This is a genomic window from Jannaschia maritima (assembly GCF_030973515.1).
Lineage (GTDB): Bacteria > Pseudomonadota > Alphaproteobacteria > Rhodobacterales > Rhodobacteraceae > Jannaschia > Jannaschia maritima.
In genome coordinates this window covers 42,703-64,060 of the sequence record NZ_JARGZA010000009.1, presented here as the reverse complement: position 1 = coordinate 64,060, position 21,358 = coordinate 42,703, and the positions used below count along the sequence as shown (strand labels likewise).

The 21,358-nt window shown below is 68.6% G+C and carries 20 protein-coding genes and 2 tRNA genes; 10 read left to right on the top strand and 12 right to left on the bottom strand.

Going from position 1 to position 21,358, the window contains the following annotated elements; genetic code table 11:
• Positions 1-95: 95 nt before the first annotated feature.
• The 5 genes from P0084_RS10260 (at position 96) to P0084_RS10240 (ending at position 4,705) form a co-directional block, all read left to right on the top strand.
• On the top strand, positions 96-1,058 hold the full coding sequence (locus P0084_RS10260; RefSeq protein WP_308916753.1) for a Bug family tripartite tricarboxylate transporter substrate binding protein: 963 nt from the start codon (positions 96-98) through the stop codon (positions 1,056-1,058).
• A gap of 81 nt (positions 1,059-1,139) precedes the next feature.
• Complete coding sequence (locus tag P0084_RS10255; protein ID WP_308916752.1) at positions 1,140-1,580, top strand: tripartite tricarboxylate transporter TctB family protein; 441 nt, start codon at positions 1,140-1,142, stop codon at positions 1,578-1,580.
• A complete protein-coding gene (locus P0084_RS10250) occupies positions 1,581-3,104 on the top strand; it encodes a tripartite tricarboxylate transporter permease (protein WP_308916751.1) in 1,524 nt (507 codons plus the stop codon).
• Positions 3,085-4,419, top strand: a complete 1,335-nt coding sequence (locus P0084_RS10245; protein ID WP_308916750.1) for an acyclic terpene utilization AtuA family protein — start codon at positions 3,085-3,087, stop codon at positions 4,417-4,419. Before P0084_RS10250 ends, P0084_RS10245 begins: the two co-directional genes overlap by 20 nt.
• The gene (locus P0084_RS10240) at positions 4,412-4,705 is read left to right on the top strand and encodes a DUF4387 family protein (protein WP_308916749.1); all 294 of its coding nucleotides are present in this window, start codon (positions 4,412-4,414) and stop codon (positions 4,703-4,705) included. The genes P0084_RS10245 and P0084_RS10240 overlap by 8 nt, the downstream gene beginning before the upstream one ends.
• Before the next feature lie 10 nt (positions 4,706-4,715).
• Here P0084_RS10240 and P0084_RS10235 read toward each other — a convergent pair.
• A tRNA-Tyr gene (locus P0084_RS10235) sits at positions 4,716-4,799 on the bottom strand.
• Between the two features lie 79 nt (positions 4,800-4,878).
• On the opposite strand from P0084_RS10235, the gene P0084_RS10230 reads away from it, so the two are divergent.
• Positions 4,879-5,655, top strand: a complete 777-nt coding sequence (locus tag P0084_RS10230; protein WP_308916748.1) for a TrmH family RNA methyltransferase — start codon at positions 4,879-4,881, stop codon at positions 5,653-5,655.
• Between the two features lie 286 nt (positions 5,656-5,941).
• On the opposite strand, the gene P0084_RS10225 is transcribed toward P0084_RS10230, so the two are convergent.
• The 3 genes from P0084_RS10225 to hisF form a co-directional block, all read right to left on the bottom strand.
• Positions 5,942-6,610, bottom strand: a complete 669-nt coding sequence (locus P0084_RS10225) for a PRC-barrel domain-containing protein (protein WP_308916747.1) — start codon at positions 6,608-6,610, stop codon at positions 5,942-5,944.
• Between the two features lie 139 nt (positions 6,611-6,749).
• The gene (locus P0084_RS10220) at positions 6,750-7,061 is read right to left on the bottom strand and encodes a phosphoribosyl-ATP diphosphatase (protein ID WP_308916746.1); all 312 of its coding nucleotides are present in this window, start codon (positions 7,059-7,061) and stop codon (positions 6,750-6,752) included.
• Complete coding sequence (gene hisF, locus P0084_RS10215) at positions 7,058-7,819, bottom strand: imidazole glycerol phosphate synthase subunit HisF (protein ID WP_308916745.1); 762 nt, start codon at positions 7,817-7,819, stop codon at positions 7,058-7,060. Before hisF ends, P0084_RS10220 begins: the two co-directional genes overlap by 4 nt.
• Positions 7,820-7,932: 113 nt before the next feature.
• Here hisF and P0084_RS10210 point away from each other — a divergent pair, with 113 nt between their 5' ends.
• Positions 7,933-8,373: a DUF302 domain-containing protein gene (locus P0084_RS10210; protein ID WP_308916744.1), complete on the top strand. Its 441-nt coding sequence runs from the start codon at positions 7,933-7,935 to the stop codon at positions 8,371-8,373.
• Positions 8,374-8,387: 14 nt separating this feature from the next.
• Here the strand turns inward: P0084_RS10210 and hisA are convergent, their stop codons facing one another.
• Positions 8,388-9,107: a 1-(5-phosphoribosyl)-5-[(5-phosphoribosylamino)methylideneamino]imidazole-4-carboxamide isomerase gene (hisA, locus tag P0084_RS10205; RefSeq protein WP_308916743.1), complete on the bottom strand. Its 720-nt coding sequence runs from the start codon at positions 9,105-9,107 to the stop codon at positions 8,388-8,390.
• A gap of 135 nt (positions 9,108-9,242) precedes the next feature.
• Here hisA and P0084_RS10200 point away from each other — a divergent pair, with 135 nt between their 5' ends.
• The gene (locus P0084_RS10200; RefSeq protein WP_308916742.1) at positions 9,243-9,626 is read left to right on the top strand and encodes a DUF2147 domain-containing protein; all 384 of its coding nucleotides are present in this window, start codon (positions 9,243-9,245) and stop codon (positions 9,624-9,626) included.
• A gap of 3 nt (positions 9,627-9,629) precedes the next feature.
• On the opposite strand, the gene hisH is transcribed toward P0084_RS10200, so the two are convergent.
• The 6 genes from hisH to P0084_RS10170 all read right to left on the bottom strand — a co-directional run bounded on the left by hisH (position 9,630) and on the right by P0084_RS10170 (position 16,741).
• Positions 9,630-10,268 (bottom strand): imidazole glycerol phosphate synthase subunit HisH, encoded by a 639-nt coding sequence (hisH, locus tag P0084_RS10195; protein ID WP_308916741.1) that lies wholly within the window; start codon positions 10,266-10,268, stop codon positions 9,630-9,632.
• Between the two features lie 4 nt (positions 10,269-10,272).
• Complete coding sequence (gene hisB, locus P0084_RS10190; protein ID WP_308916740.1) at positions 10,273-10,860, bottom strand: imidazoleglycerol-phosphate dehydratase HisB; 588 nt, start codon at positions 10,858-10,860, stop codon at positions 10,273-10,275.
• 62 nt (positions 10,861-10,922) lie between these two features.
• Positions 10,923-10,997 (bottom strand) — tRNA-Gly (locus tag P0084_RS10185).
• Positions 10,998-11,068: 71 nt separating this feature from the next.
• Complete coding sequence (locus tag P0084_RS10180) at positions 11,069-11,788, bottom strand: Flp family type IVb pilin (RefSeq protein WP_308916739.1); 720 nt, start codon at positions 11,786-11,788, stop codon at positions 11,069-11,071.
• Positions 11,789-11,946: 158 nt separating this feature from the next.
• Positions 11,947-15,387 (bottom strand): pyruvate carboxylase, encoded by a 3,441-nt coding sequence (pyc, locus tag P0084_RS10175; protein ID WP_308916738.1) that lies wholly within the window; start codon positions 15,385-15,387, stop codon positions 11,947-11,949.
• Positions 15,388-15,460: 73 nt separating this feature from the next.
• The gene (locus tag P0084_RS10170) at positions 15,461-16,741 is read right to left on the bottom strand and encodes a DUF2254 family protein (RefSeq protein ID WP_308916737.1); all 1,281 of its coding nucleotides are present in this window, start codon (positions 16,739-16,741) and stop codon (positions 15,461-15,463) included.
• Between the two features lie 130 nt (positions 16,742-16,871).
• Here P0084_RS10170 and P0084_RS10165 point away from each other — a divergent pair, with 130 nt between their 5' ends.
• The gene (locus P0084_RS10165; protein WP_308916736.1) at positions 16,872-19,301 is read left to right on the top strand and encodes an ATP-dependent helicase; all 2,430 of its coding nucleotides are present in this window, start codon (positions 16,872-16,874) and stop codon (positions 19,299-19,301) included.
• A 419-nt stretch (positions 19,302-19,720) separates the two neighbouring features.
• Here the strand turns inward: P0084_RS10165 and P0084_RS10160 are convergent, their stop codons facing one another.
• Complete coding sequence (locus P0084_RS10160) at positions 19,721-19,930, bottom strand: DUF1127 domain-containing protein (protein WP_308916735.1); 210 nt, start codon at positions 19,928-19,930, stop codon at positions 19,721-19,723.
• Positions 19,931-20,211: 281 nt separating this feature from the next.
• On the opposite strand from P0084_RS10160, the gene P0084_RS10155 reads away from it, so the two are divergent.
• Positions 20,212-21,285, top strand: coding sequence for an Mrp/NBP35 family ATP-binding protein (locus P0084_RS10155; protein WP_308916734.1), 1,074 nt, complete (start codon positions 20,212-20,214; stop codon positions 21,283-21,285).
• Positions 21,286-21,358 lie beyond the last annotated feature (73 nt).

The following is a 21,358-nucleotide window of genomic DNA, read 5'->3' as shown; positions in this document are numbered from 1 at the left end:
GCGGACTTCGCCACGCTTGAATACGGCCCGGTCGCGCGTCTATCGTCCATCCCACGGTCGGCGGGAGGAATCGCCCGGCTGGAGGGAGGAACATCATGACGCTTCGACTGAAGGCCCTGTTCGCAGGGGCTGTCATCTTCACGGCTGGAACGGCGAGCGCCGCGACCGAATGCATCGCACCGGCGAACCCCGGGGGCGGCTGGGACTTCACCTGCCGGCAGATCGGCAAGATCCTGTACGACATAGGTCAGGTCGACCAACCGGTGCAGGTCACGAACATGGCGGGCGGCGGCGGCGGCCTGGCCTATCAGTCCGTTGCGAACGAGCGGACGGACGATGCCGACCTGATCGTCGCGGCGTCCCAGGCCACGGCGACGCGTCTGGCGCAGGATGCGTTCGGCGGTGCGACGGCCGATCAGGTGCGCTTCGTGGGTGCCATCGGCGCGGATCCGGGCGTGATCGTCGTGGGTGCCGATTCCGAGTTCCAGTCGCTGAACGAGATGCTGGACGCCATGGCCGCGGATCCCGGGTCGGTCAGCTTCGCCGGCGGATCGGCCGCGGGCGGCTTCGATCATCTCAAGGTGCTTCAACTCGCGCAGGAAGCGGGCGTCGAGGACATCCGCGCCATCCGCTACATCGGCGTCGATGGCGGGGCGGACGCGATCACCCAGACGGTGGGCGGGTTCACGCAAGGCATGACCGGCGACATGTCCGAGGTCGTGGGCTTCATCGAATCCGGCGACGTTCGGGTCCTCGCCGTCCTGACGGAGGAGCGGGTCCCGGGCTTCGAGGACATTCCCACCGCGCGGGAGCAGGGGTACGACGTGGTCGCCGTGAACTGGCGCGGGCTGTACGTGCCCAAGGACATCAGCGACGAACGGTTCCAGGAATGGGCCGACAAGCTGCGGGCCGTCGGTGAATCGGACGAGTGGAAGGCCGCGATGGAGGCCAACGGCCTGGCCCCGTTCCTGGTGACGGGCGACGACTTCCAGTCGTTCATCGACGGGAACATCGCGGACGTCCGCACCCTGTCGCAGGAGATCGGCGTCATCCAGTAGGGCGCGCGCCCGGCCGGGGCGCCCCGTGATGCGGTGGCGCCCCGGTCGCACTTCCCGTCCCAGACCGCATCGGAGGTTTCCATGCGTGTGAGCGACCGCATCTTCGGCGCGGTCGTGGTCGTCGGTTCGCTGGGCTACGTGGCCGCGGCGTCCCAGATCGCGGCGCCCTTCTTCTCCGATCCCATGGGATCGCGGGCCTTTCCGATGCTGGTCGGCACGGTGGCGGCCATCTGCGGCGCCATGATGATCCTGCGTCCCGACGGCGAACCCGACTGGCCCCCGGGTCGCGCGTTCGGCGCGCTCCTCCTCGCCACGGCCCTGCTGGTGGGCTATGCCTATGCGCTGCGCCCGCTGGGCTTCCTGATCCCGACGGCCATCGTCGCCGGCGTCCTGTCCTGGCAGATCGCACCGAACCCGAAGGCCGCGGCCCTTACGGGGGTTGGACTTTCCGCGGGCCTGTTCCTCGTGTTCCGGTACGTCCTGGGACTGAGCCTGCTGGGCTTTCCGCGGGGGTGGTTCTGAATGGCCGAGATCGTCGCCAACCTGGGGTTGGGCTTCTCCATCGCGCTGTCGCCATACACGCTGATGCTGGCCATCCTCGGGTGCTTCATCGGCACCATCGTCGGTGCCCTTCCGGGGCTCGGTCCGTCGAACGGCGTGGCGATCATGATCCCGATCACCTTCACGCTGGGCTTGGATGCCGTCGCGGCCCTCGTCCTGCTGACGGCGATCTACTACGGCGCGATGTACGGGGGGCGGATCAGTTCGATCCTCCTGAACATACCGGGCGACGAGCCCGCGATGATGACCTGCCTGGACGGACACCCGATGGCGCGCAACGGACGCCCCGGGGACGCGCTGGTCATATCCGGCGTCGCGTCCTTCGTCGGCGCGACGCTGTCAACGATCGGCCTGATGATCCTGGCACCCGCGCTGTCGCGCGTGGCGTACCAGTTCGGGCCGGCGGAATACTTCGCGCTGTACCTGCTGGCGTTCTGCACCCTGGGCGGGATGGCGTCGAACAACCAGGCCAAGGCGGCCCTCGCGTCCTGTCTGGGCATCATGATCGCGATGGTGGGCCTGGACCCCAACAGCGGCATGGCCCGTCTGACGGGGGGCAACCTGCACCTCTACGACGGGGTGGACTTCCTCGTGGCGATCGTGGGCCTGTTCGCGGTGTCGGAGGTGTTCTTCTTCATCGAGAAGCACGGCAAGCAGGGCGCCCTGAACATCGTGGTCGGGCGTGTCACGATCCCCTGGGCCGAGATCTGGTCGACCCGCTGGACCATGGCCCGGTCTTCGGTTCTGGGGTTCCTCGCCGGCGTCCTGCCGGGGGCGGGGGCATCGCTTGGATCGTTCCTGACCTACATGACCGAGAAGTCCATCGCGGGCGACAAGGGCGGTTTCGGCACGGGGGTCGCGAAGGGCATCGCCGCGCCGGAGGTGGGCAACAACGCCGCCGCGGGGGGCGCGCTCGTTCCGATGCTTACGCTGGGCGTGCCGGGGTCGGGGACGACGGCCGTCCTGCTGGCCGTGCTCGTCACCCTGAACATCACGCCGGGACCGACCCTGTTCACGGAGCGTCCGGACGTGGTGTGGGGACTGATCGCGTCGCTGCTGATTGCGAACTTCGTGTTGCTGGCGATGAACGTGCCGATGGTGAAGGTCTTCGTGCGGATCCTCCGCCTCCCGCCCGCGGTGCTGATGCCGGGCGTCACGATGGTCAGCTTCGTGGGGATCTATGCGCTCACGGGCAGCTACTTCGACCTGCTGCTCGTCGTGGCGTTCGGCGTGCTGGGCTACGTCCTGCGCAAGCTGGACGTCCCGACCGTGCCCGTGATCCTCGGCATCCTGCTGGGCGGCAAGATGGAGAAGCAGTTGCGCGACGCGATGGTCCTCTCCGACGGGGACTGGACCTATCTGGTGTCGTCCCCCATCGCCGTCGGCTTGCTGTTGGCCGCGTTCCTGGGCTTCGTCGCGCCCCTGTTCCTGCGGCGGTTCATCCGCAAGCCCCCGGTGCCCGACCATGCCAAGCCAATCGACTAGGATCCTGGTCCCCGCGGGCGCGTTGGGGCTGGGCTGGAACGCCGGCGCGCTCGCCGTCGGGGTGGCGGCGGGGCCGGACCTGATCGCGATCGATGGGGGATCGACGGATTCGGGGCCGTCCTATCTGGGTCGCGGGGTGTCGAAATATTCGGATACCCGTATCCGCGCCGATTGGGGTGAGCTGGTCCGGGCGCGGGCGGAAGCGGGATGCCCGCTGATCATCGGGACGGCGGGGACCTGCGGCGTCGATGCGATGGTCGACCACTTGGCCGACATGACGGCGGACATCCTGGCGGAGGCGGGACTGTCGGCGCGCGTGACACGCCTCCATTGCAACCGGTTGCAAGAGGAGGTCGCCGCGCGGTTCGACGATCTGCGGCCGCTGCCCGGCGCACCGCCTTTGGCGTTGGACGATGTAACCTGTTGCAGCAACATCGTCGCCTTGGCTGGGGTCGAACAGGTCCAGGCCGCGTTGGCAACGGGGGCCGACATCGTGATCTGCGGGCGGACCACCGACACCGCCATCCTGGCGGCCCTGCCGATCCGGCGCGGCACCGATCCCGGGGTGGCATGGCACGGCGCGAAGATCGGGGAATGCGGCAGCCTGTGCTGCACCCATCCCTGGGCCGGTCCCATCCTGCTGGACTTCGAAGCGGACGCATTCACCGTAACGCCATGCCTACCCGAGGCCCGCGCCACCCCCGACAGCGTCGCGGCCCACATGCTTTACGAGAACGCGGACCCCTGGGTCCTGTCCGAACCGGGCGGTCATCTGGACGTGACGGGGGCACGATACGACGCGCAGGACGACCGCCGGGTCCGCGTGACCGGCGGTCGATGGGTGCCTGGACCCTATGCGGTCAAGCTGGAAGGGGCGCGGGCGATGGGGTGGGGGGCCGCGAGCCTCGTCCTGATCCGCGACCCGGACACGATCGCCGAGTTGGATGCATGGTGCGACACGTTGCTGGCCGCCGCCCGGGAGGGGACGGGGCCGGGGGTCGACATGGCCATCGCCCGCATCGGGCACGACGCCGTCCTCGGCGCGGCGGAGCCTTCGACCACGGCGCCGCACGAAGTCGGCATCCTGCTGAAGGTCAGGGCGGGCACTCAGGATGCCGCGCTCGAGGCCGCACGCGCGGTCAATCCCCTACTGCTGCATCATTCGGTCGATCCGTCCGTTCCGATGCCGACCTTCTCGTTCCCCCTGTCGCCGCCGGAGATGGCGACCGGCCCGTCCTTCGAGTTCGTGATGCATCACGTCCTGCCCCTCGACGACCCCATGGACGGCTTCCGGCTGGAGGTGGCGGATGTCTGATCTGTCCGACCTGGCCCGACTGCGATCGAAGAACGCGGGTCCGTTCTGGGTGACGGTCGATCTGTTCTGCCGACCCGACACGTTCGACGCGGTCGCGGCAATCCCCACCGGGGTCTTCGCCCGAAGGTTGGGAATGGACGAGGCGGCGATCCGGCGCTTCGATCTGCCGTCCCTCCGCGTCGTGAAGATCAGCCTGCCCCGGCCCGTCGTGCAGGGGGCGTTGGCCGACAACGACATGCACGGCGCAGGCGTGGCCGCGGCACTGGCAGGCATGGCGATCGGCTGAGCGGAGATGATGGTGGGCGACCCTGGAATCGAACCAGGCATGACTCTCGTCGGCGGAGTTACAGTCCGCTGCCGCACCTTGCAGCACGTCGCCCGACGGGGCCGGACCTAGGACGGCGTCCGGGCCGGGTCAAGCGGAGTTGTGGCGTGGCCGCACCCACGCCATAAGCCCGCATGGCGTCCAAACCGAAATGGATCGTGGCGAAGGAACGGGACCGTCGTGCGGCCGCGAATGCGACGGTGTGGCTGTTCGGCCTGCACGCCGTCCGCGATGCCCTGGCCAACCCCCTGCGTGACAAGCTGCGCTTGGTCGTGACGCGGAACGCGGCGGACCGGTTGGGAGACGCGGTTCCCGCCGATGGGCTGCCGGTGGAGGTTGCCGACCCACGCCGGTTCCCGGTGCCGCTGGACCCCGGATCGGTCCATCAGGGCGCCGCGTTGGAGGTCCGTCCCCTGGACTGGGGCAAGCTGCCCGATGTCGCCCGCATCGGGTCGGGGCCGCCGCCCCGCATCGTCCTCCTGGACCGGGTCACGGACCCGCACAACGTCGGCGCCATCCTGCGCAGCGCGGAGGTGTTCGGAGCCCGCGCGGTGATCGCGCCCTCGCGGCATTCCGCGCCCGAAACGGGGGCCCTGGCGAAGGCCGCGTCGGGCGCGCTGGAACGGCAGCCCTACCTGCGGGTGGGCAATCTCGGCGACACGATGACCGCGTTGCGGGGTTTGGGATACGCGACGGTCGGCCTCGACGGCACCGCGGACGCAACCCTGGCCGATCTACCGCAGGATGTCCCCCTCGCACTCGCCTTCGGCGCGGAGGGGCCGGGCTTGCGGGATCGAACCAAATCGCTGTGCGACCACCTATTGAGGATCGATGCGTCCGGGGAGTTCGGTTCGCTGAACGTGTCGAACGCCGCAGCCGTCGCGTTGTACGCGACCCATTGTCGAGGTTAACGATCACCCCCGGATCGCTACACGCATCGGGCGAGTGGTTCGTAAGAAACCGGAATTGCGAAAAAAATTCGGGCGGGACGGAACGAACTCGGTTAAGGAGAGTTCATCTTACGTCTGTGAGGCGCGAGTTCGGAACCTCCGCTTCGTCACTGTCCCTCGTTCCGTACCTTGGCCCGCGTCTTGATTGCCGCGGGCCTTTTTCTTGCGAGCGATATCTCCGGGCAGGACGAACGAGAAAGGGCGGCCCACTGGACCGCCCCATGCTTCGTCGTCGGTATCGGTCGGATCAGAGTTCGGGCAGCGCCTCCAACTCTTCCTCCGTCATGTCGGCGTAGACGCGGAGTTCATCCTCGCCACGCAGGATGTCCAGGTCGCGAACCAGGATGGCCACCCGACGCTCGCCCAGGCCGAGAAAACCACCGATATCGGTGATCGCCACCGGACCGTTCGCCCCATCCATCACGTCCTCGACCTCGCCCACGCGCTCGTCGGTCGCGTCGTACAGGTCGAGCCCGACCAGATCGCCGACCGTGGCAGGGTCGTCCGCCGCCAACCGGGCATAGCCTTCGCGCTCGATAGGTGCGCGTACCGGTTCGGCATCCACGATCGCACCGGCGACTTCTCCACCGGACGTCTCGACACGCCCGTTCTCGACCCGGGCCGTGGCGGGGGTCTTCCGGTTGTCCACGACCGTGCCGTCGTCCAGCGTCGCCTGCTCCACCGGGGATCCTTCGGGCATGCCGTCGCTCAGTTCCGCGGTGGACGTGGGCGTCTCCGCCACCTCGACGCCCGCCGCATCGGCGGTCGTCAACCCGGAGCCCTCGTAGTTCACGTCGTCCACGTTCTCGACCCGCGGGTCGGCCTGCGCATCGACGATGCGTAGCGTCCGGGCATCGGCGAATGCGAGACCGACGCTCCCCAGTAGGATGACGCTGGACGTGATTGCGGCCTTCATCGTAGCCTCCGGTTCGTTCCTGGGGTGATCGGTTTGCAGGTTGATCGCTGCGGGAACACGCAAGACGGCGACAAGGTTCCGCGTCCGTGGCGCCGTCTTGCCCCCCCGGGGGAGCGGACGATACGGCGGCAGGGTCGGGTCAGCGGCTTGCCTTTTCCTCCAACCCCGACAGGCCGGCGCGGCGATCCAGTTCCGCACCCACGTCGGCCAGCGTCGCACCCCGTGATTCCAGCATGACGCACAGGTGATACAGGACGTCCGCAGCCTCCCGCACCAGGGCGTCGCGATCGCCCCGGACCGCCTCGATCACCGCTTCCACGGCCTCCTCGCCGAACTTCTCGGCGCATTTCTCCGGGCCGCGGGACAGCAACCGCGCGGTCCAGCTGGCATCGGGGGACGCGCCGCGCCTGTTCTCGATTTCGGCCCACAGCCGATCGAGCGGGTGTGTCATGACATCCTCATGGGAACGCCAGCCCGCTGCATATGAGCCTTCGCCTCGCCGATCGTGTGGGTGCCGAAATGGAAGATGCTGGCCGCCAGGACCGCGCTGGCACGTCCTTCCACGACACCCGCGACCAGGTGATCCAGGTCGCCCACGCCGCCCGACGCGATCACGGGGATGCCGACCGCGTCCGATACGGCGCGTGTCAGGGGGATGTTGAACCCGGCCTTCGTTCCATCACGGTCCATCGACGTCAGCAAGATCTCGCCCGCCCCCTTGGCCTCTACCGTGCGGGCGAACGTGACCGCGTCGATGCCGGTCGAACGGCGGCCACCATGGGTGAAGACCTCCCACCGGCCGTTGCCCACGGACTTCGCGTCGATGGCGCAGACGATGCACTGGCTGCCGAACCGGTCCGCGGCCCGGGCCAAGACGTCCGGGTCCGCGACGGCGGCGGAGTTGAAGCTTACCTTGTCGGCCCCCGCCAGCAGCAGGTTGCGCACGTCGTCCACGGACCGCACGCCGCCGCCGATGGTCAGCGGCATGAAGCAGGCCTCAGCTGTGCGGGTGGCCAAGTCGTACATCGTGCCGCGATTCTCGTGGGTCGCGTGGATGTCCAGGAAGCACAGCTCGTCCGCGCCTGCCGCGTCGTAGGCGCGCGCGCTTTCGACCGGGTCGCCCGCATCCACCAGGTCGACGAAGTTGACCCCCTTCACGACGCGTCCGTCTGCGACGTCGAGGCAGGGGATGATGCGGGTCTTCAGCATGGCCGCCCTATGCCCCGTCGGCGGTTTCACGTCCAGTCGCGGTCGTCACGCCGTCGTGTGATGACACGCCCGGCCGGAGCCGCACCATTGCCGGATCATCGACGGAGAACCCCATGCTGAAGCTCATCGCCGCCGCCGCCCTGCTCGGCGCCACACCCGCCGCCGCCGAGGTGGTGACCAAACCCTCGCCGCATACCGTGGACGTTACGGCGGACCGTTTGGCCGCGGCGGCCGGGGACGCGGGCGCCACCGTGGTCGCCCGCGTCGATCACGCCGCCGCAGCGGAGGGGGCGGGCATGGTCATCCCAGGTGCGACGCTTCTGATCTTCGGCGACCCCCAAGTCGGGACCCCCGTCATGCAGGAAGACCTGCGCGCGGGTCTGGTCCTTCCTCTGCGGGTGCTGGTGCACGAGGCTGACGGCTCGGCATCCGCCGTCACGTACCAGACTGCATCCGACCTGTTCGCCGGATTGGACGTCGACCCGTCGGGCGAGGCGGCGGCGCGCATCGACGGCGCGCTGGACAACCTGACGAACTCGGCTGTGGCCGATTAGGGCGCCCCGCGGGATCAGTCCCGCAACGTCGTCAGGGCCTCCCCCAGGTCGATCGCACCGTCATAGAGCGCGCGCCCGCTGATCGCGCCGGCCACCGCCCCGGTCGCCCTCAGCGCGCGCAGATCGTCCAGCGACGCGATCCCGCCGGACGCGATCACGGGGATCGACACGGCTCGGCCCAGGGCGGCGGTGGCGTCGACATTCACGCCGCCCATCGCGCCGTCGCGGTCGATGTCGGTGTACACGATGGCCACGACGCCGGCATCCTCGAACCGCCGGGCCAGGTCCGTCGCATCCACGTCCGTCGTTTCCGCCCAGCCCTTCGTCGCGACCTTGCCGCCGCGGGCGTCGATGCCCACCGCGACGCGGCCGGGATGGGCGCGGGCCGCATCGCGGACGAAACCGGGATCCTCGACCGCTGCGGTGCCCAGGATGACGCGTGCGATGCCGGCGTCGATCCAGGCGTCCACCGTGTCCATGGACCGGATGCCGCCGCCCAGTTGCAACGGCACGGCGACGGCGGCCAGGATCGATCGCACCGCGGCGGCGTTCACGGGTCGCCCCGCGAAGGCCCCGTTCAGATCGACCAGATGGATCCACTCGGCACCCGCGTCGGCGAAGGCGGCCGCCTGCGCGCCCGGGTCGTCGTTGAAGACGGTGGCCGCCTCCATCTCGCCCCGGAGGAGGCGGACGGCTTGTCCGTCCTTCAGGTCGATCGCGGGATAGAGGATCATCGGCAGGCTCCGAGGCTTGGGCGGCAACGCCCCCTTAACGGTCCGCGCGTGAAGTGGAAGCCCACGCCGCGACGTCGCGCTTGCCTCCGCCCGGGGCGGCGCGCTTACCTGCCCGAAGGGATGGAGAACCGAACCATGAAGACGACATTCACCACGACCATTGCAGCTCTGTGCCTGGCCGCGGGGGCCGCCTTCGCGGCCGATCCGGTGGAAGGCATGTGGCGGTCCCAGCCGGGCGAGACGGGATCGACCATCGACGTCCGCATCGCGCAATGCGGATCGAAGCTGTGTGGTACCATCGCGCGGCTGAACGGCGCAGGCGACCCGTCCGTGGTCGGTCGTCGGATCATCTGGGACATGCAGCCGGACGGGCAGGGCGGTTACCGGAATGGCAAAATCTGGGCGCCCGACCAGGACAAGACGTACAATTCGAAGATGACGCTGAACGGGAACATGCTGAAGGTCGAAGGCTGCATCGCCGTCTTCTGCCGAGGCCAGACCTGGGCGCGCCTGAACTGACCGTCAGGGACGCCAGCGCAGGAAGTTCGCGATCACGCGCAGCCCGGTGCGCTGGCTCTTTTCCGGATGGAACTGCGTCCCGACGACGGTGTCCTTCGCCACGATGGCCGTGACGTCGGCGCCATAGTCGGCATGTGCCAGGCGATGCGACGGTTCGAGGACCGTCATCGCATAGGAATGGACGAAGTAAGCGTGATCCCCAGTGGCTACGCCGTCCAGCACCGGATGGGGCCGTTCGACGACGAGGTCGTTCCAGCCCATATGCGGGATCTTCAAGGCAGGGTCCGACGGGGCGATGCGGTCGACAGTTCCCGGAACCCAGTCAAAGCCGGGGACGGCTTCGTACTCGCGTCCCAGCGTGGCCAGCATCTGCATGCCGACGCAGATGCCCAGGAACGGCTTCGCATCGCGTTCCACCGCCTCCACCATCGCCTGTTCCAACCCGTCGAACGCGGCCAACCCGCGACGACACGCGGGGAACGCGCCATCGCCGGGCAGGACGATGCGGTCGGCCCGGCGCACGACGTCGGGGTCGGACGTGACGACGACGTCGCCCGCGCCGACCTCGCGCGCCATGCGTTCGAACGCCTTGCGCGCGGAGTGGAGGTTCCCGCTCTCGTAGTCGATCAGGACGGTGGTCATGCGGCTACAGGCTGCCCTTCGTGGACGGCACGGCGTCGGCTTGCCGGGGGTCGACCTCCAACGCGTCCCGCAGGGCACGCGCGACGGCCTTGAACGCGGCCTCGGCGATGTGGTGGCTGTTCACGCCACGCAGGGCGTCGACGTGAAGCGTGATGCCGCCATGCGTCGACAGGGCCTGGAAGAACTCGCGCACCAACTCCGTGTCGAAGGTGCCGATCTTGGGCGCCGTCATCGCGACGTTCCAGGCCAGCCAGGGCCGTCCGGACAGGTCCAGCGCCGCGCGGACCAGGGCGTCGTCCATCGGCAGGTGGCATTCGCCGTAGCGCCGGATGCCCCGCTTGTCGTCCACAGCATGGGACAGCGCCTGACCGATGGCGATGCCGACGTCCTCGACGCTGTGATGGTCGTCGATATGGGTATCGCCGTCGCAGCGCACCATCAGATCCAGCAAGGCATGGCGCGCGAGCTGATCGAGCATGTGATCGAAGAAGCCGATGCCGGTCCGGTTGTCGTGCCGGCCGGTGCCGTCGAGGTCCAGATTGACCGTGATCGCGGTCTCGTTCGTGGTGCGGGTGATCTGCGCGCGGCGCATGCGAACCCTCCGGCGATGGCGCAAACGAAAAGGGCGGCCCAGCGGCCGCCCGTTTTCCGAATTGGAGCGGGCGAGGCGATTCGAACGCCCGACCCTAACCTTGGCAAGGTTATGCTCTACCCCTGAGCTACGCCCGCCCCGTTCGGTGAGGCGCAGATAGGATAGCGGCCGCGCGGGCGCAAGCCGGAAATCGCGCGTCCGGCGGACGTCAAGGCCGTGCCACGCCGGTCACGACGACGTTGTCGAGCGCGAAGCTCTCGTCCGACGCGCCGCTGTCCGCGGTCGATCCGATGCCGAAGCTCATCACCGCGCCCGGGTCGTCGACGGTCAGGGTGATGCTGGTGATGGCGTCCCGCTCCCACCCCTTGTCGCCCGTCATGTAGCCCCCCAACTGCTGTTCCTGCGCGATCACGTCGCCGAACATCGTCACGCCCGCCACGGCTCCCGGCGACAGGGTCACCGTCCCGGCCCGGGCCGTGAGGCGCCCGACTTCGCGTCCGTTGACGTAGAAGACCGCATCCTCCCCGTCGAGCGAATCAAGCGACATCAGATCGAAGGAGAGGACGGCCCTCCTCTGACCGGGCCGCATCGTGAACTGCCGCACCACGGACGCCACGCCGCCGGAGCCGGTGATCGGACCCAGCACGCGACCGAACCCCGGCACGTCCGTCACGATCGCACCGGTCCAGTCCACGGCGCCGTCGCTGAAATCCTCCGCCAGCGCGTCCAGGTCGGCCCCACGGGTCGCGTCGACGCCGGTCAACTCTGTGGACACCCCACTGCTGAAGTCGCGCAGGCCGCCGCCGATCGAATCGAACGCGGCCAATCCCAATGCCGTGACGCCAGCTGCCAGGACGACGTATTCGACCGTGATGGCACCGCGTTCGCAGCGCAGGAAGCGGCTGAATGCGCGCCGCGGGCAGGTCATGGGAGGGGTCCTTCCGATGGTCCGACGCCCTTGGGGATCGCATGCGCATGGGGCAGGGTCGGGGTCTATCGGTGACCCCGGGGGGGCATCGTAGCCGTCTGGATGACGATGACGCCGATCGGGGGCGTCCGTGTCCGTACCTGACACGGACGATTGGATTACGACAGTTCGACTAACAGGTCCTTCGCGTCGATCTGCGCGCCGGTGGTGACGTGGATCGCGGCGATCGTCGCGTCGCGTTCCGCGTGCAGACCGGTCTCCATCTTCATAGCCTCGATCGTCAGCAGTAGATCGCCCTGCTTGACGGGGCGCCCGACCTCCACCGCGATCCCGGCGACGACGCCGGGCATCGGTGCGCCGACATGGTCCGTGTTCCCGACCTCCGCCTTGGGCCGGACGGTCGCCGTCGCCCCGGCCTTGCGATCGGGCACCCGGATCACCCGGGGGGCGCCGTTCAACTCGAAGAAGACCCGGACCTCGCCGTCCTCGTGCGTCTCGCCCACGGCCTGCAAGCGGATGTTCAGGGTCTTTCCGTTCTCGATCTCAGCCTCGATCTCGTCTCCCGGATCCATGCCGTACAGGAAGACCGGCGTCGGCAGGGCCCGTACGGGACCATAGGTCTGGTGCCGTGCGGCATAGTCGAGGAAGACCTTCGGATACATCAGATATCCGTTCAGGTCCTCGTCGTCGATGTCCTGCCCGGCCTTCGCGGCGGCCTCCGCACGGACGGCGTCCAGATCGACGGGCGCCAGATGCTTGCCGGGCCGTTCGGTCGAAGGCGTCTCGCCCTTCAGGACCTTCGCCTGCAACGTCTTCGGCCATCCACCAGGGGGCTGGCCCAGATCGCCCCGCATCATGCCCACCACGCTGTCGGGGAACGACACGTCGGTCGCGGGGTCCAGCACTTGCTCGACCGTCAAACCTTGGCTGACCATCATCAAGGCCATGTCGCCCACCACCTTGGACGAGGGCGTGACCTTCACGATGTCGCCGAACATGGCGTTCACGTCGGCATACATCTGCGCGACCTCGTGCCAGCGCTCCTCCAACCCCATCGAGCGGGCCTGGGCCTTCAGATTGGTGAACTGACCGCCCGGCATCTCGTGCAGGTACACCTCGGACGACGGGGCCTGCATCCCGCTTTCGAAGGCCAGGTACTGCGCGCGCACGGCCTCCCAGTAATCGGACATCCGCCGCACTGCGCCGATGTCCAGGCCCGGATCGCGGGGCTGGCCCTTCAGCGATTCGAGGATCGTGCCGAAGGTCGCCTGCGACGTGTTCCCCGACAGCGCGTCCATGGCCACGTCGGCCGCATCCACGCCGGCTTCCGTGGCGGCCAGGATCGTGGCACAGGCGATGCCCGCGGTGTCGTGGGTGTGGAAGTGAATGGGCAACCCGACCTCGGACTTCAGCGCGCCGATCAGCGCGCGCGCCCCTGCGGGCTTCAACAGGCCCGCCATGTCCTTCAGGCCCAGGACGTGCGCGCCGGCCGCTTCGAGGTCCCTGGCCATCCCGACATAGTACTTCAGGTCGTACTTCGCGCGGTCCGGGTCCATCAGGTCGCCGGTATAGCAGACCGTCCCTTCGCAGACCTTCCCGCTCTCGATTACGGCGTCCATCGCCACGCGCATGTTCTCGACCCAGTTCAAGCTGTCGAACACGCGGAACACGTCCACGCCCGACGCGGCGGCCTGCCGGACGAAGCTGACCACGACGTTGTCGGGATAGTTCGTATAGCCGACCCCGTTGGACGCACGGAGCAGCATCTGCGTCAGAAGGTTCGGCATCGCGGCGCGAAGGGCGCGCAACCGATGCCATGGATCTTCCTGCAGGAAGCGATAGGCGACGTCGAAGGTCGCGCCGCCCCAGCATTCGACGCTGAACAGTTGGGACAGGTTCGTCGCATAGGCAGGCGCCGCGCGGACCATGTCGATCGTCCGCATCCGGGTGGCGAGCAGCGACTGATGCCCGTCGCGCATCGTCGTGTCGGTCAGCAGCAGGCGGTCCTGCGCCAGCATCCATTCGGCCAGGCGCTTCGGCCCGTGCGTGTCCAGGATCTGACGCGTTCCGTCTGATACGCTCCCGCCGATCCGCTCGGGGGGGCGGGGCGCACGCACGTCGGCGGCGGGGCGGGGGCGTCCCTCGGTTTCTGGATGGCCGTTCACAGTGACGTCGGCCACGTAGGTCAACAGCCGCGTGGCCCGGTCGCGGCGGACCTTGAAGTCGAACAGGTCCGGCGTCGTGTCGATGAACTGCGTCGAATACTCGTTCGACAGGAAAGTTGGATGCTTCAGCAGGTTGATGACGAAGTCGATGTTCGTCGCCACACCTCGAATCCGGAACTCCCGCAACGCACGGTCCATGCGCGCGATCGTGGCCTCCGGCGTGCGGGCCCAGGCCGTCACCTTGGTCAGCAGGCTGTCGTAGAACCGCGTGATGACCGCGCCCGAATAGGCCGTCCCCCCGTCCAGGCGGATGCCCATGCCGGTGGCTGAACGATAGGTCGTGATGCGGCCATAATCGGGGATGAAGTTGTTCTGCGGATCCTCGGTGGTGACCCGGCATTGCATCGCGTGACCGTCCAACTGGACGTCGTACTGCGTGGCGACGCCGGTGGCCTCCGTCAGGGACTTGCCCTCGGCGATCAGGATCTGGGCGCGGACGATGTCGATGCCCGTCACCTCCTCGGTCACGGTGTGCTCGACCTGCACGCGCGGGTTCACCTCGATGAAGTAGAACTCGCCCGAATCCATATCCATCAGGAACTCGACGGTGCCCGCGCACTCGTAATGCACGTGCTCGCAGATCTTCTTGCCCAGGGAGCAGATCCGCTCCCGCTGGGTTTCGGACAGGTACGGGGCGGGGGCGCGTTCCACGACCTTCTGGTTGCGCCGCTGGACCGAGCAGTCCCGCTCGTACAGGTGATAGATGTTGCCGTGGCTGTCGCCCAGGATCTGCACCTCCACGTGGCGGGCCCGGGTGATCATCCTTTCCAGGTAGCCCTCGCCGTTGCCGAAGGCGGCCTCCGCTTCACGGCGCCCCTCCAGCACCTTCTCCTCCAGCTCGTCCGGCCCCGCGATGGGTCGCATCCCGCGACCGCCGCCGCCCCAGGACGCCTTCAGCATCAGGGGGTATCCGATGGCCTCCGCCACGGCCCGGATCGCATCCATGTCCTCGCCCAGCACCTCCGTCGCGGGCACGACCGGAACGCCCGCCTCGATCGCGACGCGCCGCGCGCTGGCCTTGTCGCCGAGCGCCCGCATGGTGTCCGCCTTGGGACCGATGAAGGTGATCCCGTTGGCCGCGCAGGAATCGACGAAGTCCGGGTTCTCCGACAGCAGACCATAGCCCGGGTGGATCGCGTCGGCCCCGCTCTCCTTCGCGACTCGGATGATCTCGTCGATCGACAGATACGCCTGGACCGGTCCCAGCCCGCGCCCGATCTGATACGCCTCGTCGGCCTTGAAGCGGTGCAGGCCGAGCTTGTCCTCCTCCGCGAAGACGGCGACGGTCCGCTTGCCCATCTCGTTGGCCGCCCGCATGACGCGGATCGCGATCTCGCCGCGGTTCGCGATCAGGATCTTCTGGAAGTCGGCCACTGCATCGTCTCCCCGTTGGATGACGCCTGCGTAACGACCTCGCCGCGCTGCGGCAACAGGATCCGGGGGGTCGCTATTCCGCTGCGTCCGGGAACGCGGCGGTTCCGGTTCCGGCGGCCAGGTGCAGCCGCATCCGTTCCGTGGGCGTCGCATTTTGGGGCAGGGCGGCCATCACTTCCGCGATCAGGTCCGACAGGGTGCGATGGTCCTCAGGCGCCGTGACGCGCGCCCGCGCGGCCGCATAGGCAGCCACCAGCCGTTCGGCAACGAAGGGCTGGGACCGAGCAGCGCGGTGCAGGACGGTCAGATGCGGCCGGGCCTGGGCCAGGATGCCACTCTCCGGGACCAGCAGGCGGGGCACGCCATCGTCGTCCGCGAACCAGCCGTCGTCGCCCTGACCGCGTTCCAGGCGGTGGCACAACCCATGGCCGATCCAGTCCGCACAGGTCGCGGCGGTGTAAGGATCGTTGATGCCGGGCGACAGCGCCCTCGTTGCGATCTCCACCAGGAGGGCCAGGCCGAACGGACCCATCGGGCGGTCGCTGCGGTAATCCCCCAGGTCGAACGTCTCACGCAGCGCGTCTTCCAGGTCGGGCGGCCCCCATAGCGCCGCCAATGGGTCGCCTTCCACCACGAAGCCGCCATCCGGCAGGCAGAACGCGACCCGGCCGCCGGCCTTCCGCGCGGCGTCGATCAGGTGGGCCCGATCGAATCCACCGAGGTAACCCGACCGCGGCGCACGCATGACCCGGTCGGGCGGGGTGTGGGGCGGCGGTGGCGCGATCGGCCAGCTCTGCCGGCGGCGGGCGAAGTCGTGGCCCAGATCGGCAATGGAGGTGTCGACATGGGCCGTCCGCGCCAGCCGGTGGTATCCGAAGCCCATCCAACCCAGCGCCAGCAGCGTGAAGACGAGTGCCACGATAACCGTCAGGCGCGGCGCCGGCTGCGTGACGTCCGCCGCGAACAGATGTGCGGTCAGGGTGAACGACACGAGCGCGGCCCATTGCACGAGCGAGGCGCGCAGCTCGATCCGGGCGATCCATCGCTCGATCAGACGCGCGCCGAGCGATTGCGCGGCCAGCGTCAGGACCAGGAGCGTGATCGAGAAGTAGAGCGTCAGGACCGCCACCTGCACCGCCAGGATCGTGGACAGGGTGCCCGCCGCCGCCTCGGCATCGAAGGTGAGCGGCCAGCCCAGCCGCCCCATCCACGCAGCGGTCGACCGATCCAGCAGCGCGGCCCCGACCGACAAGAGCGTGGCCAGGACCACGGCGACCAGCATCGGGACCCAGATGCCCGTGAGCAATCGATTGACGAGGAACGACTCCGTCCAGCGTATCCCGTCCCGAAGCATGCTTGGCCTTGCAGCTGTAATCCCGAGAAACCGAACCGGAACGGCGGCGATTCTGTTCCCGGCTCCGCTGGGCGGAACACAGCGCGAACACCTCTTCCCAACCCCGGGCGGTCGTCCTACCCTAGGGGGCATGACCGAACACACCGAGATCGTGGAAGCTGTCGGCCTGTCCGCGCGCGCCGCGGCGGCACGGCCCGCGCCCTATCTGGATGGCCTGAACGATGTGCAGTTGCAGGCGGTGCGGACGCTCGACGGTCCCGTCCTGATGCTCGCGGGCGCGGGGACGGGCAAGACGCGGGCGTTGACGGCGCGCATCGCGCACCTTCTGGCTCAGGGAAAGGCCCGCCCGAACGAGGTGCTGGCCGTCACCTTTACCAACAAGGCCGCCCGCGAGATGCGCGATCGTCTGGGCCGCATGATGGGCGAGGTGGTCGAAGGCATGCCCTGGCTGGGCACGTTCCACGCGATCTGCGTCCGCCTCCTGCGCCGCCATGCCGAACTGATCGGCACCGAACGTGTGGACCCCCTGCTGGAGGGGGCCACCCGCGACGTTCACCTGAAGTCGAACTTCACGATCCTGGACACCGACGATCAGATACGCCTGCTGAAGCAGTTGATCGTCGCCGCCGACATCGACGAGAAGCGTTGGCCCGCTCGCATGCTGTCGGGGATCATCGACGGCTGGAAGAACCGCGCCTGGACCCCGGACAAGGTCCCCGCGCACGAGGCGCAGGCCTTCGACGGCAAGGGTGTCGACCTCTACCGCGCCTATCAGGACCGGTTGCTGGACCTGAACGCGGTCGATTTCGGCGACCTGCTGATGCACGTCATCCACATCTTCCGGACGCATGACGACGTGCTAGCCCAGTACCGGCGCTGGTTCCGCTACATCCTGGTGGACGAGTATCAGGACACGAACGTCGCGCAGTACCTTTGGCTGCGCCTTCTGGCGGGCGGGCATCGGAACATCTGCTGCGTGGGCGACGATGACCAGTCGATCTATGGCTGGCGCGGCGCCGAAATCGGCAACATCTTGCGGTTCGAGAAGGACTTCGACGGCGCGACCGTCATCCGGCTGGAGCAGAACTACCGCTCTACCCCCCACATCCTGGCCGCGGCCTCCGGGGTGATCGCTGGCAACGAGAGTCGTCTGGGCAAGACCTTGTGGACCGAGGTCGCGGACGGCGAGAAGGTCCGCCTGATCGGCCATTGGGACGGGGAGGAGGAGGCGCGCTGGATCGGCGAGGAGGCGGAGGCGATGCAGGGTGGTACCCGCGGGATGCGCCCCTTCAGTCTGGACGACATGGCCATCCTCGTCCGGGCCGCCCACCAGATGCGCGCCTTCGAGGATCGGTTCCTGACCATAGGCCTGCCGTATCGCGTCATCGGCGGCCCGCGCTTCTACGAGCGGTTGGAGATCCGGGACGCCATGGCCTACTTCCGCCTCGTGGTCAGCCCCGACGACGACCTGGCCTTCGAACGTATCGTCAACACCCCCAAGCGCGGCCTCGGCGACAAGGCGCAGCAAACGATCCAGCGCATGGCGCGGTCCAACGGCGTGTCCCTCGTCGAAGGCGCGAGGCTGTGCGTCCGCACCCAGACGATCGGCGGCAAGGGCGGCAAGGCGCTGGGCGAGCTGGTCGACGGTTTGGCGCGCTGGCGGGCCGAGATGCTGGATGGCCGCGACCACATCCGCCTGGCCGAGGAGGTCCTGGACGAATCGGGCTACACCGGTTTCTGGCAGAACGAGAAGTCGCCCGAGGCCCCCGGACGGCTGGAGAACCTGAAGGAATTGGTCAAGGCGTTGGAGCAGTTCGAGAACCTGCAGGGGTTCCTCGAGCACGTCTCCCTCATCATGGACAACGAGCAGGGCGGCGAGCAGGAACCCAAGATCACTCTGATGACCCTGCACGCCGCGAAGGGGCTGGAGTTTCCGGCCGTCTTCCTGCCGGGGTGGGAGGACGGTCTGTTCCCGTCCCAGCGGTCCATGGACGAGTCCGGCGTCAAGGGATTGGAGGAGGAGCGCCGTCTCGCCTATGTCGGCATCACCCGGGCGGAGGAGGTCTGCACGATATCGTTCGCGGCGAACCGCCGGGTCTATGGACAGTGGCAATCGGCCCTGCCGTCGCGCTTCATCGACGAGCTGCCCGAGGAGCACGTGGAGATCCTGACCCCGCCCGGTCTGTACGGCGGCGGCTTCGGCGCGGTCGGCATGGCCGGCGCGCAGCGCGACGCGATGTCGGGGGGCGTGGCCAGCGATCTGCAGGACAAGGCGGCGAAGGCCGACGTCTACAACTCGCCCGGATGGCGGCGGCTGCAGGACAATGCGGGCCGCCGCCCCGTCCGCCAGCCGGCGGAGGCCAAGAACATGGTCATCGACGCCACCGCCGTGTCGGCCTTCACGATCGGCGACCGCGTGTTCCACGCCAAGTTCGGCTACGGCGAGGTGATGGCCATCGAAGGCGACAAGGTCGAGGTGGAGTTCGACAAGGCCGGCGCGAAGAAGCTGGTTGGGCGATTCCTGATCGCGGCCGATATGGCGGGCGACGCCCCGTTCTAGGCCCGGCATCTCGACTCCGGATCAGCACGGATCGTCTTGCGGCCACGATCGCGTCGACGACCCGGGCCTTGCATTCCGCTGATACCGAACGGAAAACGGCGGCACCCGGGAGGAGGGCACCGCCGCTTCGGGTCGCGTCACCGCTTGGGAGGAAGCGGTGGCGACGTCAGGGTCCCGCCCCGAGGGAGGATCGGGGCGGGACCCGTTCGGTCCGGCGGGCGGGGCCCGCCTTCGTTTGGTCCGGACCCTCGACGCACGCCGCAGGGAGGACGCGACGGGGTCGCAGGTCCGGTTTCCCGGCCCCGAGGGAGGAATGGAGCCGGTATCGGTACGGCACGGTCCCGGGAGGATGGAACCGTACCGCGGTCGCGGGCCCGCGCGCCCTGAGAGAGGAAGGGGGCGGTCCCGCGTGTTCCGTGTCAGTGCCCGTAGGCGGCTTGACGGGCGATCGCCTCGACGTCGCCGGGGGCGACCCCCAGATCCGCCAGGTCCCGTTCGCTCAGCGCGGACAACTCGTCCCGCGTCTTGCGATACACGCGCCACTGCGCATAGGACGTCTTGATGCCATCGACGTAGCGGGCGAGGCCGTTCTTGCGGACGACCGGATTGCCGTAGGTGGTGTAAGCCATGGTTGACCCTTCCGTGTTGGGGGCCCGTTCCGCCCCGCTCTGCGTCCGACCGGATTGTCGGTGCCGCGTTTCGTTGACTGGAAGATGGGTCGAATGCTGCACCCGCACAATCTCCAAGACTTCAATGCCGCTATGCGGCATGCGCATGGGTCGCGCTGGGTCAGTCGGAACCCTCCCCGTGGTCACGGGATTATGCCCCGTTTCCCCGGCGCGTCGGTCCGTCCGCTTGCCTTCCCCGGGCCGCCGCCCCACCTGTGCGCGGCAGCGAACGGGGGACCGCCATGGCCAGCATCGACGACATCCGCGCGGCGCTGTCGCGCATAGCCCTTCCCGGCGGTGGGGACCTGATCTCGCGCGACGTCGTGCGCGCGCTCGACCTGACGGACGGCCGGGCCTCCTTCGTGATCGAGGCGCCCGACCCTGACGTCGCCGCGCGATGGGCGCCGATCCGCGACGCGGCTCAGGACGCCGTCGCGCGCCTGCCCGGGGTCGCGCAGGTCAACGCGGTGCTCACCGCGCCCACCCAGCAGAAGGCCCCGCCCAGCTTGAAGGTGGGCGGGCATCCCAAACCCCAGGACGGCCCGAAGGCCGTGCCCGGCGTGGCGCGGGTCATCGCCATCGCCTCGGGCAAGGGGGGCGTGGGCAAGTCCACCGTGGCCGCGAACCTGGCCGTCGCCCTGGCCCGGCGGGGCAAGAAGGTCGGATTGCTGGATGCCGACATATACGGCCCGTCGCAGCCGCGGATGATGGGCGTTTCCGAACGCCCCCAAAGTCCGGACGGCAAGATCATCCACCCACTCAGGGCGCATGGCGTCACGATGATGTCAATCGGCCTGATGCTGGCGGAGGACAAGGCCGTCGTTTGGCGGGGCCCCATGCTGATGGGCGCGCTGCAGCAGATGATGGGGCAGGTGGCGTGGGACATGCACGACGGACCGCTCGACGTCCTGCTCGTCGACCTGCCGCCGGGCACGGGCGACGTGCAGTTGACCCTGTGCACCAAGGCCGTCGTCGCAGGCGCCATCGTCGTCTGCACGCCCCAGGACGTGGCACTGATCGACGCCCGCCGCGCGCTCGACATGTTCGCCACCCTCAAGACGCCCGTGCTCGGCCTGATCGAGAACATGTCGCTGTTCCACTGCCCCAATTGCGGGCACGAAAGCCACGTCTTCGGTCACGGCGGGGTCGCCGCGGAAGCGTCGAAGCTGGGCCTGCCGTTCCTGGGCGCCTTGCCCATCGACCTCGCGACCCGCGAGGGGGGCGACGCGGGCATGCCGGTCGCCGCGGGGGAGGGGCCCGTGGCGGACGTGTTCGCCGGGCTGGCGATGCGCCTCGTCGAGGGCGGCATCGTCTAAGCCAGCCGGGTGCCGTCCGACACCGCGGGCGCACCGCCCCGTCTTCGTCACGGGTCCAACCGGATCCACTGCC